Source organism: Bacillus sp. EAC (genome assembly GCF_002156875.1).
Taxonomy (GTDB): domain Bacteria; phylum Bacillota; class Bacilli; order Bacillales; family Bacillaceae_G; genus Gottfriedia.
The window spans coordinates 238,516-253,646 of record NZ_NCSY01000004.1 but is presented as its reverse complement, the minus strand read 5'-3'; the positions used below and the strand labels follow the sequence as shown (position 1 = coordinate 253,646).

Annotated in this window: 19 protein-coding genes and 1 pseudogene; 8 read left to right on the top strand and 12 right to left on the bottom strand. The window is 31.6% G+C overall.

Going from position 1 to position 15,131, the window contains the following annotated elements; translation table 11 throughout:
* Positions 1-26 precede the first annotated feature (26 nt).
* Positions 27-1,556, bottom strand: a complete 1,530-nt coding sequence (locus B7R65_RS08715; protein WP_373419561.1) for an FAD-dependent oxidoreductase — start codon at positions 1,554-1,556, stop codon at positions 27-29.
* Between the two features lie 114 nt (positions 1,557-1,670).
* On the bottom strand, positions 1,671-2,246 hold the full coding sequence (locus B7R65_RS08710) for a class I SAM-dependent methyltransferase (RefSeq protein ID WP_088042374.1): 576 nt from the start codon (positions 2,244-2,246) through the stop codon (positions 1,671-1,673).
* A 138-nt stretch (positions 2,247-2,384) separates the two neighbouring features.
* Between B7R65_RS08710 and hpt the strand changes: the two genes are divergently transcribed.
* The gene (gene hpt / locus B7R65_RS08705; RefSeq protein WP_088042373.1) at positions 2,385-2,912 is read left to right on the top strand and encodes a hypoxanthine phosphoribosyltransferase; all 528 of its coding nucleotides are present in this window, start codon (positions 2,385-2,387) and stop codon (positions 2,910-2,912) included.
* A 57-nt stretch (positions 2,913-2,969) separates the two neighbouring features.
* On the opposite strand, the gene B7R65_RS08700 is transcribed toward hpt, so the two are convergent.
* The 3 genes and pseudogenes from B7R65_RS08700 to B7R65_RS21705 all read right to left on the bottom strand — a co-directional run bounded on the left by B7R65_RS08700 (position 2,970) and on the right by B7R65_RS21705 (position 3,816).
* Positions 2,970-3,401: an NUDIX hydrolase gene (locus tag B7R65_RS08700; protein WP_088042372.1), complete on the bottom strand. Its 432-nt coding sequence runs from the start codon at positions 3,399-3,401 to the stop codon at positions 2,970-2,972.
* Positions 3,402-3,434: 33 nt separating this feature from the next.
* Positions 3,435-3,572, bottom strand: a pseudogene (locus tag B7R65_RS21710) (GNAT family N-acetyltransferase); the annotation flags it as partial.
* Between the two features lie 121 nt (positions 3,573-3,693).
* A complete protein-coding gene (locus B7R65_RS21705) occupies positions 3,694-3,816 on the bottom strand; it encodes a hypothetical protein (protein ID WP_256941228.1) in 123 nt (40 codons plus the stop codon).
* 323 nt (positions 3,817-4,139) lie between these two features.
* Between B7R65_RS21705 and B7R65_RS08695 the strand changes: the two genes are divergently transcribed.
* Positions 4,140-5,399, top strand: coding sequence for a TolB-like translocation protein (locus B7R65_RS08695; protein WP_088042371.1), 1,260 nt, complete (start codon positions 4,140-4,142; stop codon positions 5,397-5,399).
* Between the two features lie 27 nt (positions 5,400-5,426).
* Here the strand turns inward: B7R65_RS08695 and B7R65_RS08690 are convergent, their stop codons facing one another.
* The 3 genes from B7R65_RS08690 to B7R65_RS21700 form a co-directional block, all read right to left on the bottom strand.
* Entirely contained in the window at positions 5,427-6,182 is a 756-nt protein-coding gene (locus B7R65_RS08690) for a 2-phosphosulfolactate phosphatase (protein WP_088042370.1), read from the bottom strand.
* 73 nt (positions 6,183-6,255) lie between these two features.
* Positions 6,256-6,780 carry a hypothetical protein gene (locus B7R65_RS08685; protein ID WP_088042369.1) on the bottom strand — a complete coding sequence of 175 codons (525 nt, stop codon included), beginning with the start codon at positions 6,778-6,780 and terminating at the stop codon, positions 6,256-6,258.
* A 113-nt stretch (positions 6,781-6,893) separates the two neighbouring features.
* Positions 6,894-7,055, bottom strand: coding sequence for a VOC family protein (locus B7R65_RS21700; protein ID WP_256941227.1), 162 nt, complete (start codon positions 7,053-7,055; stop codon positions 6,894-6,896).
* A 124-nt stretch (positions 7,056-7,179) separates the two neighbouring features.
* Here B7R65_RS21700 and B7R65_RS08680 point away from each other — a divergent pair, with 124 nt between their 5' ends.
* On the top strand, positions 7,180-7,668 hold the full coding sequence (locus B7R65_RS08680) for a GNAT family N-acetyltransferase (protein WP_088042368.1): 489 nt from the start codon (positions 7,180-7,182) through the stop codon (positions 7,666-7,668).
* Positions 7,669-7,800: 132 nt separating this feature from the next.
* Here B7R65_RS08680 and B7R65_RS08675 read toward each other — a convergent pair whose 3' ends face one another.
* Positions 7,801-8,253 (bottom strand): GNAT family N-acetyltransferase, encoded by a 453-nt coding sequence (locus B7R65_RS08675; RefSeq protein ID WP_088042367.1) that lies wholly within the window; start codon positions 8,251-8,253, stop codon positions 7,801-7,803.
* Positions 8,254-8,734: 481 nt separating this feature from the next.
* On the opposite strand from B7R65_RS08675, the gene B7R65_RS08670 reads away from it, so the two are divergent.
* From B7R65_RS08670 to B7R65_RS08655, 5 genes are all read left to right on the top strand, one after another.
* Positions 8,735-10,204 (top strand): nicotinate phosphoribosyltransferase, encoded by a 1,470-nt coding sequence (locus B7R65_RS08670; RefSeq protein ID WP_088042366.1) that lies wholly within the window; start codon positions 8,735-8,737, stop codon positions 10,202-10,204.
* A complete protein-coding gene (nadD, locus tag B7R65_RS08665) occupies positions 10,197-10,826 on the top strand; it encodes a nicotinate (nicotinamide) nucleotide adenylyltransferase (protein WP_088042365.1) in 630 nt (209 codons plus the stop codon). The genes B7R65_RS08670 and nadD overlap by 8 nt, the downstream gene beginning before the upstream one ends.
* Positions 10,823-11,644 carry an ammonia-dependent NAD(+) synthetase gene (nadE, locus tag B7R65_RS08660; protein WP_088042364.1) on the top strand — a complete coding sequence of 274 codons (822 nt, stop codon included), beginning with the start codon at positions 10,823-10,825 and terminating at the stop codon, positions 11,642-11,644. Before nadD ends, nadE begins: the two co-directional genes overlap by 4 nt.
* A 125-nt stretch (positions 11,645-11,769) precedes the next feature.
* The gene (locus tag B7R65_RS21070) at positions 11,770-11,910 is read left to right on the top strand and encodes a lmo0937 family membrane protein (RefSeq protein ID WP_142288226.1); all 141 of its coding nucleotides are present in this window, start codon (positions 11,770-11,772) and stop codon (positions 11,908-11,910) included.
* Between the two features lie 166 nt (positions 11,911-12,076).
* Complete coding sequence (locus B7R65_RS08655) at positions 12,077-13,576, top strand: flavin monoamine oxidase family protein (protein WP_179194817.1); 1,500 nt, start codon at positions 12,077-12,079, stop codon at positions 13,574-13,576.
* A 67-nt stretch (positions 13,577-13,643) separates the two neighbouring features.
* Here the strand turns inward: B7R65_RS08655 and B7R65_RS08650 are convergent, their stop codons facing one another.
* The 3 genes from B7R65_RS08650 to B7R65_RS08640 form a co-directional block, all read right to left on the bottom strand.
* The gene (locus B7R65_RS08650; RefSeq protein ID WP_088042363.1) at positions 13,644-14,063 is read right to left on the bottom strand and encodes a hypothetical protein; all 420 of its coding nucleotides are present in this window, start codon (positions 14,061-14,063) and stop codon (positions 13,644-13,646) included.
* A gap of 200 nt (positions 14,064-14,263) precedes the next feature.
* Positions 14,264-14,602: a cupin domain-containing protein gene (locus B7R65_RS08645; RefSeq protein WP_088042362.1), complete on the bottom strand. Its 339-nt coding sequence runs from the start codon at positions 14,600-14,602 to the stop codon at positions 14,264-14,266.
* A 29-nt stretch (positions 14,603-14,631) separates the two neighbouring features.
* Entirely contained in the window at positions 14,632-14,988 is a 357-nt protein-coding gene (locus tag B7R65_RS08640) for a VOC family protein (protein ID WP_088042361.1), read from the bottom strand.
* Between the last annotated feature and the right edge of the window lie 143 nt (positions 14,989-15,131).

Below are 15,131 nucleotides of genomic sequence, written 5' to 3'. Positions count from 1 at the left end.
CTCTCTATCTTAAAATTGTTGAAATGTTAATTATTGAAAAATACTTGTTTTAAAGGTGAATCTGCTGGTCCTTCTAATACTTCTCCATAAATGGAAAATCTAGAACCATGACATGGACAGTCCCATGATTTTTCACCGTTATTCCACTCAACTTCACAACCTAGATGAGTACAAGTAGTGTCCACACAATGTACTTTTCCATTTACATCCTTATAAGCTCCAACTCTCTTACCCTCTATGCTAACGACAGATCCTTCATCAGTATATAAATCTTCTACTTTACGAGAAACTGGCTCTAGCTTCCCTTCAATCAAGTGTTTTGCAACATCAATATTTTGCATTAAGAAATGTTTGATACTTGGATCTGCTTGAAATCTAGAAGGTGAAAATAATTCTGCATCTATTGCTTCTTTTTCTAAAATTAAATTACTAATTAACTTCGCAGATACGGTGCCATTTGTCATACCCCACTTACGAAATCCTGTAGCTACATAAATATTACTATTCTTCTTAGATAGACGTCCTATATAGGGCATTTTATCGAGCGTAATTAAATCTTGAGTAGACCATCTAAATTTTACCTCTTCAATCCCAAACGTTTCTTCGCCGAATTGTTGTAAATTTTCATAAAAACTCATTGTACGAGTTTCTTGGCCAGTTTTATGACTTTCCCCTCCAATAAGGACTAATTCTTCATCATTGAATTTAATGGTTCTTAATGATCTTTTTGGATCCTCTGCACTTAAATACATCCCTCCTGGAAATTGTGTTTTAAGCTTCGCTGCCAAAACATATGAACGATCAGCGTACATTTTAGAGAAGAACATTTGGTTCCCATCATAGAAAGGAAAATGAGATGCACTTACTACATGTTTACATTTAATTCTTCTACCACTTTGAGTGATTACGGTTAGAATCTTCCCAGTTTCAACATCAATTGCTACCGTTTCCTCATGTACACTTAATCCATTTTCAATTGATTCTTTTAATAAATTGATTAAATATTTTAAAGGATGGAATTGCGCTTGCTTGTTCATTGAAATAGAAAATTTAGTTTGTAACGGCAATCGAATTGTTTCTGAGTGTGAGGAATCTATTCCTAGTAATTCATATGCCCTTAGTTCTTGTTTTAATTTAGTTATGTATGCATCTGAATTTGTATAAATAGTCGCATCTTGAATCTCATAATTGCAATCTAGCTGATTATCAGTGCAGTATTTTTTAATAAAACTCATCGCATGTTTAGTTGATTCATAATATATTTTCGTCTTTTCGAATCCAAAATGTTCAATCATCTCATGATAGATTAAATCATGTTGAGCTGTTACTTTTGCGGTTGTATGACCTGTCGCTCCATTTAGTATTTTATTTGCTTCAAGCAGTGCTACTTTCATTCCAGCTTGTGTAAGAAAATATGCTGCTGTGATTCCAGTAATTCCTCCACCGACAATTACAACATCAAATTCCTGATCATCATTATAAGTTGGGAACGTAGGTACGTTTAAACCACTTCTCCATAAAGGCTTTGAATGTTTTGGTAAGCCATTATAGTCAATTTTTTCGTTCATAAAAAAACCTCCAAATTTGGTATATGGCTATTATTACCAAACTGAAGGTACTTCATTAAAATTCATTCACCACTATAAACTTAGCTTAATTTATCTTGATTCCTATTTCATATCAGAATTCGGTTTTATTGCATCTACAATTAAAGATACAAATCCTAGTTCTCCATTTTGATTACGATGATCATAAGGTTTTGAACGATAAATCACACCATCCCCTGGATTCCATTCTATAAAGTGAAATTCACCATTTTCGTCACAATACTCGAGTAATTGAACAGTAAAACCAGCTTTTTCAAACATTGATGTAATCGTGTGGTAATTAAAAACAATTTTATGACTAGCAGCTGGATGGTCGAGTGGTCCAGGTCCACCAATTTTTACAGTTCGTTGATATTCTTCATTTGGAAAATATCCATCAGGTACAGCACAACGGACATGTCCTCCAGCTTTTAAAAACTTGTAGCAAACTCTTGCAGCTAGAACACCTTCTTCAAATGTTAAGTGCTCCCATACATGTTCAGCTAGTATCTTATTAATTGCTCCAGGTTGAAATTTGTTTTCCCAGTCTGACTCTATCATTAAATTTAATTCTTCTTCTTGAGTATGGAGCCAACCAGGATTATTATTATTCTCACCTGCACCAATAACGATATTTAATTCTTGATTTTCCTTAACCATTACATTTCACCTCAAAAATATTAATTTCTATTATAAGTTTAGTAAAAATTGTAAAACTGGATATACTTATGTATGTTTTAATAATATATGAGAATGATTTAAACGCACTAATTATCTTAGTAAAAGAGGGTTAATTACATGCCATACAGAATTAAAGATACGTTAATCTCAGAAGCTGAAATTAAAAATAGGGTAAATCAAATCGGTGAAGAAATTGAGAAGGACTTTAACAATGAACCAATTGTATTAATTATCGTTTTAAAAGGTTCATTTGTATTTGCCGCTGATCTAATACGTGCAATGAAAGGTGATATTAAAGTCGATTTTATTTCAGTTTCAAGTTATAGTAACCAAACCGAATCGACTGGCAAAGTAAAATTGCTTAAAGATCTAGATGCAAATATTACAAATAAAAATGTAGTTGTAGTTGAAGATATCATCGATAGTGGTTTGACTTTACATTTTTTAAGAGACCACCTACAAATGCATAAGCCAAAAGACATTAAAATTTGCACACTCTTAGATAAACCAGAAAGAAGAAAAGTTAATTTACCTGTAGACTATGTAGGATTTGTAATTCCAGATGAATTCATTGTGGGTTACGGAATTGATTATGCACAAAACTATCGAAATCTACCTTATATTGCAACTGTCGAAGAATATTAGATTATAGAAATAAGCCGTTCGGAAGCTAACCGTGCGGCTTTTTAAATGATTGCATACCTATTTTTTCAATATGTTGTTTTTCTCACTTTTCTCTTTTAGTAAGCCTATTAATAATTCACGGTCCTCTAAAAAGGCAAGCTTCAGGTTCATTATATTATCAGAAGTTTTCCAAGCAATTTCATATATTAAATGATCAGGGTCTTGAATTTGTGCTTTACCACCAATAACTTCTACTTCAAAATAATGTACTTCTACTGTTATTCCGTATGAAATACCTTCCTTAATAAATAATGGTTTTACAATACGCGTTTCATATCCAGTTTCTTCTCTTATCTCTCTTATGCAACAATTTTCTATCGTTTCATTAAGCTCTAGAGCACCTGAAGGAACAGTCCAAACTTTCTTTTCTTCCGGTTTCCCTTGAAGTACCATTAATAGTTGATTTTCGTTATTTATGCAAACTCCGGCTGCCCCAATCCATTTATTCATTTTAGATATCCCCTTAAATTAAATCTATTAAGATTAAAACAATCTATTCCCATGCTTTCTTGCATTTATAAACCCCTGATATACACAGACACCATTTTCGGATAAATCCTTTATCTCAAATCCACAGCTCCTATAAAAATCAAAGTTCTTTGCGGAAGTATTAGCAAACCATGAGGTAAATAATTAAACCATGATGATAAATATAAATCGCATTTTCATCCTTTTTATTTCTATTTAGATTTGTACATGGTTGGGGCTCACCTTTTTTATAAATTCTAGAAGTACATTACTTTTAATAAATTCTTTTTATACCTTTTAATTCTCTTATCTCATCTTCTAATAAACTAATTCTCTTATTTAATTTATAAAACATTGGTAAATAAAATAAACCCAATATAAGGATCCACCACCACATTCGATAACCTCCTAATTTGAATCAAATCAATTATCAAGTAACATGTTTAGCTTCCATTTTCTTTTAAATGGCTTTCTAATGTTTTAGGAATTTCATCTAGAGTTAGAAAAGTGTTTGAGGGTCGTTTTCAATTGAAATCTTTTAAGCCATTTCATTTTTTTTCCATTTAATAATACTATTCGTTTACTTTTTTATTTATCCTGTTGAAAAATACAATGCTTATTTCTATAAAGCAATTGTTACTCTTTTGCGAGAATAACTATATTGATATTTATTGATTTCCTTGAGAATAATAAACCTAATTTGGATCTCGAGGTGATTGATTGAAACGAAAAATTCTTATCTTTATGTTAATAGTCTTTAATTTAACTGCCACTAATTTTGCAAAGGCAGAAACTACTGATAAACCATTAAAAATTGCATTTGTTCGAGATGGTTTTGTTTGGGTAAAAATCAGTAACAAAGAAGAAAAAATTACAAAAGTACCGGGGGTCTATCAATATACTCCAGAGTGGTCTTATGATGGAAATTATCTTCTGTATCAAAAAGAAATACCAACTGGTCCTTCTGCCTCGTATCCGTCTCGTTCTGAGATATGGGTATATAATATGAAAACTAAGAATGAAGAAAAAATATTCAGTGATGGGCAGAACCCTAAATGGTCTCCTACAAAGAATATTGTTGCTTTTCAGGATTACGGTGTACTAAATATTTCTGATTTCACGAACTTTTATAATATTGCTTTAGGTGTTGATGATTATAATTGGCTTCCAAACGGAAAAGGTTTTATTGCTTCTTCAGCCGCTTCCTTAACTCCAAATGGCTGGACAAACCCTATCCTATATAAAATTTCGTTGCCCAAAGATTTTAAAAATCTTGCTAGTTTAACTAACCATGTTAAACAATTCTTTGTCATTCCTAAGAGTTTAACGAAGGGAAATACAACGATTCCAGCAATTAATGCACGTTCCTTTCAATTCTCTCCAAGTCAAAAATGGATTTCATTCATTGTTAATCCTACAGCTTCTTGGTCGATGGACAGTGATATGTTATGTATCATATCTTCTAATGGAAAAGTTTTTGAAGTTCAAGATGAAATTATTCTACATTTAGATGATCCCAAATGGGCTCAAACTAAAAATATATTAGGATATATCGCTGGTGGTGGCAGATTAGTATTCGGTTATAAAAATAAAAAAATGAAAATTACAGAAATGCCAGCCTTTACTTCGGCAAATCTAACTCCGCCTAGCTTTGCAGAATTAGCATTTTCCTGGTGTAATGATTCATCGATTGTTGTATCAAGAGTGAAAGAAAGTGAGTGGTCGAATGATGAAAAGAAACGACCTAAGCCTGCTTTATATGTGATCGACCTTCATAATCATAAACAAAAAAAAATTACAAACCCTCCTAGCGGGGCAGGTGATTATGACCCAATTTATGCTTCTTCTTCGAATAAAATAACATGGTTACGAAAAAGTGAATTTGGTATTGTTGGGAATCTATGGGTAGCTAACTTAGATGGAAGTAAGCCCAAAATCTTACTAAAAAATGTTGGTTTATACTCGATATACAACCATTAAAAAGGATGAACTTATACTTCATCCTTTTTAATGGTTTAGCGCATCAATAAAACAATTATTTTCCAATTTAGGGACTACATTGTAGCTATTTAATCGACTACAATGTAGTACATCTTGTTCAAAGCCCTTTATTCTTAATTCTTTTCCACTTCCACATTCCCATATTAATTCATTAATTCTTTCTTTAGAGTGCAGATACGCACCTATACAAACTTCCGCTTCTGGCGATTTTGTCCCTTCCAATTCGGCTAATATTGCTCCAGCACCTAAATAATCTTCAATTGATGGACGTAACGCATCTTCATTTTCTTGCACTTCATTCCAAACTTCACCACAAGGTATTATCGTTACGTTTGCTTTTATTTGTTTTTTTAACTGATTTGCAAATGCTGCAACAGATGATGCATTTAATATAGAACCAATTAATAATGCAGGCACTTTTGCAGCAATCCAACAGCAAAATGCGCCATTAAGTGAACATAAAACATATTTGTTATTCGCGTGATCTTTATTAAATGAGACTGGTGAAAGAGTTGCTTTTCCAAGAATTGCCGCTTCATTTCTTCCTAATATATACTCTCCACCAATCTTCTCAGCATAACTTTTCCCATCTAAATTTGGAGGATAAGGATAAATAATTGCACCTTGATTTACGGCCGATACGACTGTGGAAGAAAAACTAAGAACATCTACGATAATCGTTATATCTCCTCGGTCAGCTGCTTCCCTTGCTCCACGTTTTCCCCATTCAACACGACATTCATAATTAGATTGATCAAACATTTCGTTTACTCCTATCACTCAAATTTTCAAAAAAATAGCAATACCATATTTAGCATTGCTGTAAGTTCAGTAGTTAATGATATTGGATTTCTGTAAATCCTAAATTATTTTTTGATGTTTCTATCGGCTTCTCTGGGTAATAGAATACTAAATTTTTATAATTCATCTTGTATTTACTTTTTGAGAAATACTGATTTAATTCTACTGTTTTCATTTTTTTATTGTCTATAAAAATCTCTTTTCTAACTGGTCTATCTTTGTCAAAACCATAAATCAATTTTTCATTTAAATAATGCATTGTCTTCCCATCGCCTGCGTACAAGTGTTCAGCTCCTGACATCGACGCAAAATTCACATTAAAAATTGATGCAGTTTTATAAATATAAATACTATGAGGAATATCTGTAATACAAAGAACGTATCGACTTCCAGGTATATTCACTAATTGATAGTTATCTTTTTTTAGATCCGGTAAATCCTTATGAATCATAAATTGTACTGCTTCTTCTTTTGTATTAAAGTTTTTAATAATATACCCAGACGATATTACAATGGCTGTTATGCCAATTATTATTGCAGTAAGAATTTTTTTATTCATATCCGAACCTTCTTTCTAGTACTTTATAATAAAACTCATTTTGGGGTGAACATACCCCTAAACGATTACTATCTAAATCTTCAAATTCAAACCATTTTAATGTTCCATACTATTTAATGCAGTGTATCCATTTGTTGAATCATTCCATTTAACAGAAACAAAAATACCGTGCAATACCATTTTACTGCTTTCTCAAAATCAGATGCGTATAGAAATACAGTATCGATTCTCTTAAAATAAAATAGTCCTGAAATATTTAATCCTCTTTTTACCACTTTTACTTATTCACCATTTACATATTTTTCCCTTTTGTATTTCCTAAAAAAAATTAATAAGAAGGATTTTTCTATTATATAAATAAGTATTACTTAACAAAGCTAAATTGAGGTGGTGTTTATATTGATTAGTCTTATACGTGTAAAAAAAGATGAAGAAGCAGTTTTACACAATTTAATGCAATTTTATATTTATGAATTTAATAAATACATTCCACTTAAGTTAGAAATGAACGGATCCTATAAAAATTTTAATTTGGAAAGGTATTGGGATGATCCAAACTATCACGCTTATTTTGTTAAACTTCATGAAGAATATATAGGATTTGCTCTAGTAGCAAGTTCAGCAGAAAATTCACCGAATGTAATTGAAGAATTTTTCATTATCCAAAAATATAAAGGACATGGTTATGGAAAAGAAGTAGCACAAAATCTATTCAACATGTTTCCAGGCAAATGGCGAATTTCACAAATAGAAAAAAACTTACCTGCCAAAGCATTCTGGAGAAGCGTCATTTCAAACTATACAAATGGTAAATTTGAAGAAAGCATTGATGAAAATCAACGTACAATTCAAGTGTTTGATACTATGGAAATCAATCAAACTTCCTAATAAAAAAGCCACCTATTCCTAGGTGGCTTCAGTGTGAAACGAACTAAGTAATTGTTCTACGTCTGGTATTAGATTAGGATTGTTCCTTCATTAAATAAAGACCAATTAATAGAAGCCCTTCCACAAAAAGGTCTATTTTTTATTTTCTAAACTTAGTGAATATGTATAGAATGTCGTCTCAACTTTATAACTATTTTTTTCATATAATCGTTGAGCCTGCTTATTATCAAAGGCTGTTTGTAGTTCTATGGATTTTGCATTAGTTTCGATTGCGAAATTTTTCGCAGCATCTAATAACATCTGCGCGACACCTTTTTTTCTCGCTGATTCGACTACAAATAAATCATTTAATATCCAGAGCCTTTTCATTGATACGGAAGAAAATGAAGGATACAGTTGTGTGAATCCTAAATATTCGCCATCTTCTACAACTGTAAAAATAACCGAATCACTTTGTTGAAATCTTTCATAAATAAAATCGCGAGCTCCCTCTAAATTTTCCTCTTGTTTATAAAACATTCGATACTCATTAAATAAACTTGTAATTCCATTAAGATCGCTATTTGTTGCTTGATAAATCTTCATTCTTTCACCTCAAATACTAATTATTTACAAAATAAATACTAGTTAATTATTTTAATGATTTCGTCATATGATCAATGAATCCTTTTAAAACTCATTATTTTGTTGAGATTGATAATGAAAATTAGATTATTACTTAAAATAAATTTCCATATTTAGGTTTTCATATGGTTTGACTTATAATAAGATTGAAGTGAAAATTGAAATTATTGTTCTCCTTTTAATTTATAGTAATTAGTCTATACCGTCTTGTGAAACTTTCTACAAATCATTTAATAATCTTACAATTCAAAAATAATGAAGAGATTATTAAATGGATAAAAAAGCCATAATTAATTTAAATGATGTATGTACATGTTTACATGTTACTATTCTTATTCGATGCTCATACTAAAAGTATTGTATTAGTTATAAATCCAATTTAAAAATAGGAAATTGACTGATATTTACTCATTTCAAAAATCTATTAAGGGCGGAAATGCGAATGAATTTTAATTATCATGATGATAGCTATGCACTTCACACTGATTTATATCAAATCAATATGGCAGAGACTTATTGGGGAGACAATATACATAATAAAATGGCTGTATTTGAACTATATTTCAGAAAGCTACCTTTTGGAAATGGATACGCGATATTCGCAGGCTTAGAAAAATTAATCAGTTATCTGCAAAATTTCAAGTTTAGCAACACTGATTTAGAATATCTTCAAAATGAACTTGGGTATAACAAAGAATATATTCAATATTTAGCTACAGTCCGATTTACAGGTTCAGTCAGAGCGCTTCAAGAAGGTGAATTAGTTTTCGGAAATGAACCGATTTTAAGAATTGAAGCACCATTACTGGAGGCTCAACTAATTGAAACTGCTTTATTAAACATAATAAATTACCAAACACTGATTGCTACAAAAGCTTCACGAATTAAACATATAGTTGGTAATGACACACTTATGGAATTTGGTACTCGACGTGCTCAAGAGTTTGATGCTGCTATTTGGGGAGCTAGGGCTGCTTTTATTGGCGGGTTTCATGCGACGAGTAATGTGCGCGCAGGCAAGTTGTTTAATATTCCTGTTTCAGGTACACATGCACATGCTCTTGTACAAACTTATCGAGATGAATACATCGCATTTAAAAAATACGCAGATCGTCATACCAATTGTACATTTTTAGTTGATACATACGATACGCTTAAAAGCGGCGTTCCAAATGCTATTAAGGTAGCTAAGGAATTAGGAGATAAAATCAACTTTGCCGCGATAAGATTAGATAGTGGAGATTTAGCTTATTTGTCTAAAGCAGCTAGGAAAATGTTAGATGATGCTGGTTTTGTAAATACAAAAATTGTTGCTTCTAACGACTTAGACGAATATACGATTTTAAATTTAAAATCACAAGGAGCAAAGATTGATTCTTGGGGTATTGGTACTAAACTGATTACAGCCTATGATCAACCTGCTTTAGGAGCTGTTTATAAATTAGTTAGTATTGAAGATGAAAATGGTCAAATGGTTGATACGATTAAAATTTCACAAAATCCAGAAAAAGTAACAACTCCTGGTCTAAAAAGAATTTATCGTATCATTAATACTGTTAATCATCATGCAGAAGCTGACTATATTGCATTGGAAGAGGAAGATCCTGAATCTGAAGAAAAAATTAAACTATTCCATCCAATTCATCCTTATATTAGTAAATTTGTTACAAATTTTGAAGCAAGAGAACTACACCATCAAATCTTCCTAAATGGCGAGCTTGTTTATAAATTACCAGGAATTAATGACATTCAAGCTTTTGCTGAAGAAAATTTAAATTTATTATGGGAAGAATACAAGCGTGCGTTAAACCCTGAAGAATATCCAGTGGATTTAAGTCAAAAGTGTTGGGATAACAAAATGGAAAAAATAGCGGAAGCTAGGAAGAAAACAGAGGAAATGAATAATGGCTAAAATCGGAATTTACGGCAGTTCTTTTGATCCAATCACAAATGTTCATCTATGGACTGCTAGTACTATTGCACATCGATGTCAATTAGATAAGGTTATTTTCTTACCATGTTCGTCAAAAAGAAGAGACAAACAATTACATAATACGGATGATCATCGCTGGAATATGTTGAATCTAGCTATAAAAAATAATTCAAAATTTATAGCAGATGATTATGAAATGAGTAAAGAAGCTTGGGAAGTTTTTACTTATTATACGATGAATCATTTTAAAGCGAAGTATAGTGAAGATGAAGTTTACTTCATAATGGGTGCTGACCTTTTAGAAGATATTGCTGAAGGAAAGTGGAAATATGGGGATCAGCTAGTTTCAGAAAATAAATTTATTGTTATGGCTCGTGACGGAATTGATATGTTAAAAACAATTTCTCGTTCCCCTCTTCTTCGAAATAATGATAATGGCTCTAGATTTCATCTAATTGATAAAGGATTAGCAATGGAGATTAGCTCTACTTATATACGAGAAGAATTTGCTAAAGGTGGAGAGCCAAGATATTTATTACCTGAAGAATGTTATGCATATATAAAGAAATATAATTTGTATCAAAAGGAGAATGAAGATTGAACAAATTACAAAAAGAAATTATTGAAGAAATGAAAGTAAATCCTGTCATTAATCCAAAAGAAGAAATAAGAAGAAGTATCGATTTTCTAAAAAACTATCTTTTAAAACATCCTTTTTTAAATGGCTTTGTATTAGGGATTTCTGGTGGCCAAGATTCTACATTAACAGGTAAGCTTGCTCAATTAGCAGTAAACGAATTAAATGAAGAACAATCTGAAAAAAAATATATATTTATTGCTATTAGACTTCCATATGGCGTTCAAATGGATGAAGAAGATTGCCAACTTGCGCTTGAGTTTATTCAACCAACAAAATTATATACAGTTAATATTAAAGCAGCAGTTGATGCTAGTGTAGAAACATTAAAAAATATTGGTATTCAGTTAACTGACTTTGCAAAAGGAAATGAAAAAGCTCGTGAAAGAATGAAAGCTCAATATAGCATCGCAGCAATGAATGGTTGTGTAGTTTTAGGGACTGATCATTCTGCAGAAGCGATAACCGGATTTTATACAAAATATGGAGACGGTGGAGCTGACCTTTGTCCCATTTTCCGCCTAAACAAACGACAAGGAAAAATGCTTTTACAAGATTTGAACTGTCCACCAAAATTATATGAAAAAGTACCTACAGCCGATCTTGAAGAGGATCGACCTCAATTAGCAGATGAAGTAGCATTAGGTGTTACATATGATGATATTGATGACTACTTAGAAGGCAAAGAAATAAGTGCTGATTCACAAGCAAAAATAGAATCTTGGTTTAATAAATCTAGACATAAAAGACAGATGCCTTATACTGTTTTTGATGAATTTTAAAAAAATAAAAAAACGAAGCTTTGATGTGTGAAAGCTTCTTTTTTTTTGCTTTTTATAACTTTGGATATGAAAAGAAAAATTGGACATCGTAATAATACAGTAAAAAAAGAAAGGAATGAAAACCTATGTGGATTTTATTTTTTATTCTGTTAATATTGTGGGTTTTAGGCTATTTTACTTTCCACATTGCAGGCGGTTTAATACATATTTTATTAATCGTCGCAATCATTGTCTTCATTGTTGGTTTATTTAGACGCAAAAGATAGATACCCAAATTTTTATCCACTGAGCTTGATTTTTCAAGCTCTTTTTATTTTCTTTTCACAAGTAAATTTTCACTTTATCTTTAAAAACAACCTTCTATATGCCCCTACTTTTGAATAAGATTCTATAAATCTAATCTTATTAAATAAATGGTAGGGGAGCGAACATATGCCATCAGTTAGTATGGAGAGTCCTTTAACAGAGGAACAAATGCTTCAAACGATTCGTACAGGACTACCAAAAACCTTAGAACCTAAAAATATTCTCATTGTGGGAGCTGGTATATCTGGCTTAGTAGCGGCTTCTCTATTAAAAGAAGCGGGGCATCAAGTCACAATAATCGAAGGAAATAATCGAGTTGGCGGACGAATCTTTACGAATAGAACTTCATTTTTTGCAGGGCAATATATGGAAAATGGTGCGATGCGAATCCCTTCTATTCATTTACTCGTATTAGAATATATACGTAAATTTAACCTTCCCATTGAAGAGTTTATTAATAGCACGCCAAATGATATTATTTACGTCAATGCTGTTCGGACAATCCAATCGATTTATGAAAAGAATCCAGATATTCTTAACTTTCCTACAGCACCATCTGAAAAAGGAAAGACTGCAGAAGAATTAGTAGAATACGCAATTCAGCCAGTTTCCGATTTTATTAAACAAAATCCTAAAAAAAATTGGGAAATCGTTATTAAATTGCTCGATCGATACTCAATGGAATATTACTTAAAGTACAATCCATATGGTAGAAGATTATCAATAGGCGCAATTGATATGATTAAAGTAATTCTTGGACTCGAGGGATTTCCTGAGCTTTCTTTCACAGCCTTACTTAGAGAAGTAATGATCTTATTTACTCCTGGTCTAAAGTTTTATGAAATAAAAGGAGGCAATGACCAACTACCTTACTCTTTTCTTCCACAATTGCATGAAAATATCTACTTTAATCAAAAGATGAGACAGATTGAACAAAATGATTCACAAGTAACAATTCATACAATTGATACGAAAACCTCACAACCATACGCTTTTACTGGAGATTTAGCAATCATCACCGTACCATTCTCACTATTGAATTTTATAAAAGTAACCCCTCATGATTTATTTTCTTATGAAAAATATAAAGCAATTAGACAATTACATTATGTTGCCTCAACTAAAATTGGATTACAATTTAAAACTAGATTTTGGGAAAAAGAAGGCTTTGTTGGAGGTAAAATGATTTCCGATTTACCAGTAAGATATTCTTATTTCCCTAGCCAGTCGGTTGGTACTAGTGGTCCTGGCGTGATTTTAGCAAGTTATACGTGGGAAGATAATGCAACACTTTGGGATAGTTTAACTGAAAAAGAACAAATAGAAAACGCATTGGAAGATTTAGCTTATATTTATGGGAAAGAAATATATGATGAGTTTTTAACCGGAACCACATTTAGCTGGGCTAAAAATCCCTTTTCTGGCGGTGCATTCGCTATCTTCAAACCTGACCAACAAACTGAAATCTCTCCTCATATAGCTACACCTGAAGGACATGTTCATTTTGCAGGAGATCATACTTCCACAGCCCCAGGTTGGATTCAAGGGGCGATTGAGTCTGGTATTAGAGTAGCGTACGAGGTTAATGATTTACCAATAACAAGCAATGAAAATATAAGCGAATAACATTAAATTGGACATAAACGAAAAAGCCTGTTTAGCATAGCAGGCTTTTATTTTTCACTATGAGATTTTACCCAATTTTTAAATAACCCACTGTAGGGACAAATGAATAACCTTGATTAATGACCAAATCAGTTATTACCGTTGAATCGGAATCTTTAACTTCGTGAAATAATTTATAATGAATTGGCTTTTTTTTCTTCCCTCTTAACACACTATTTAAATAAACCAACTCGATTTCTAGAAATGGAATTTTATATGTTAAATTATTAATTAATCTGTTTGTAATTAGTTTATTAAATTCCACATCTCCATCATTTTTACTGATTCTTCCATTTTCCCCCTCGTTTAAACATTTCAACTGTCTCTTTGTTAGCTCATTAATAATGAATTCGATTTCTTGTTTAGAAAGAGCACGAGGTTCTTTGACTGGTAATGAAGGTTGATTTGTCGTTTCCTTACTAAATAATCGTCTAATATATGTAATCATAAACTCTTCCTCTTTTTACTTTTTCTATTTATTTTCAGGCTCAGTTAAACAATATTGATGACATCCACTAAAATCTGCTACCTTTCCACTGTAAACGAAAAAGTCCTATCTTAGCAATTATATTATTCTATTAATAAATCAAAACTCCTTTATCTGAACATTACTAGTTTCATATTATTTAATCAAAATATTGTATTCCATTACTCCACTACACGATCACCTTTACTATTTGGCTGTGAGATAACTAAAAATTCAATATTTCCGCTTGATTTATTATACATTTGATGAGGAGTGTTAGCAGGAATTTCAATCCCTTCATTTTCTATTAATTCGACGATTTCTCCATTCACCACAATTGTAGCATTTCCTTTTAATACAAAGAAAAATTGTTGTGCTTTACAATGATAATGCCTAACTTCAGCTGTATTTGGAGGCATTTGCTCATGAATAACACTTAATTCATTATTTTTGACCAAATGCCACCCATCACACATTTCTCCCCAAATATAATGCTCAGCATTCTGTTTACTAACTTTCATCAGAATCCCCCTATTATTTCTCTGTTAATTTAATCTTGTTTTTCCCAAATCTCAATCCATCTGCCATCAGGATCGGCTATCCATACAAAAGTACCGTACTCGCTTATTTCTGGCTCTTTCAGAAGGGATACACCAATTTTTTTGAAATGTTCTATCCATTCTTTTGCATTATCTACTTGGAAATTTAGCATGACAGACTGTTCTTTAGGAAAATAATCACTTTCCTCTTTAAATAATGAAAAGATGGTTTCATTATCGGGTTCGGGTTTTATGATTGTGCCATTCCACTCTTCCATTGAAATATGTAATGTTTCTTTATACCATTTTTTTAAATCATTAATATTTTTAGTTCTCCAAAAGATTCCACCAAATCCTGTTATTTTCATCATTCATCTCTCCAATCATTATTCCCATTACCATTATTTTATCTATTTTATCAGACTAATAAACAACTATATTTGAATTTACCAACTTATAAATTGAAACTTTTAAATTAAGACTGTTTTTCGAAGAACTTTCACATTATTAT